Source organism: Pseudoalteromonas sp. MER144-MNA-CIBAN-0113, from assembly GCF_040308965.1.
Taxonomy (GTDB): domain Bacteria; phylum Pseudomonadota; class Gammaproteobacteria; order Enterobacterales; family Alteromonadaceae; genus Pseudoalteromonas; species Pseudoalteromonas tetraodonis.
The window spans coordinates 1-254 of record NZ_JBEOOG010000462.1 but is presented as its reverse complement, the minus strand read 5'-3'; the positions used below and the strand labels follow the sequence as shown (position 1 = coordinate 254).

Here is a 254-nt window from a genome sequence, read left to right as displayed (position 1 = left end):
GTTTATGGGCTATCCCTATTATTTTATTTGCCTGCTTTGCACTTACCATTGCGCTATTAAAAGCCGCGCAACTACTGCGTTTAAGTAAAATTAAAATGCACTCTCAAATGCAATTACAGCAATTTTTTAAAGCTGAAAATAGCAATGAATTTGCAGGCATGCAGCAGCAGTTGTTTAACTTAACGCTGCAAAGCGAAAAAGGCCAAGTACGAGACGATCAATTATTTAATCAGTTAATTCACGATAAACATAAA

Annotated in this window: 1 pseudogene; it reads left to right on the top strand. The window is 35.4% G+C overall.

The features are described from left to right. Positions 1–254: pseudogene (locus tag AAEY57_RS20505) on the top strand (MotA/TolQ/ExbB proton channel family protein); the annotation flags it as partial.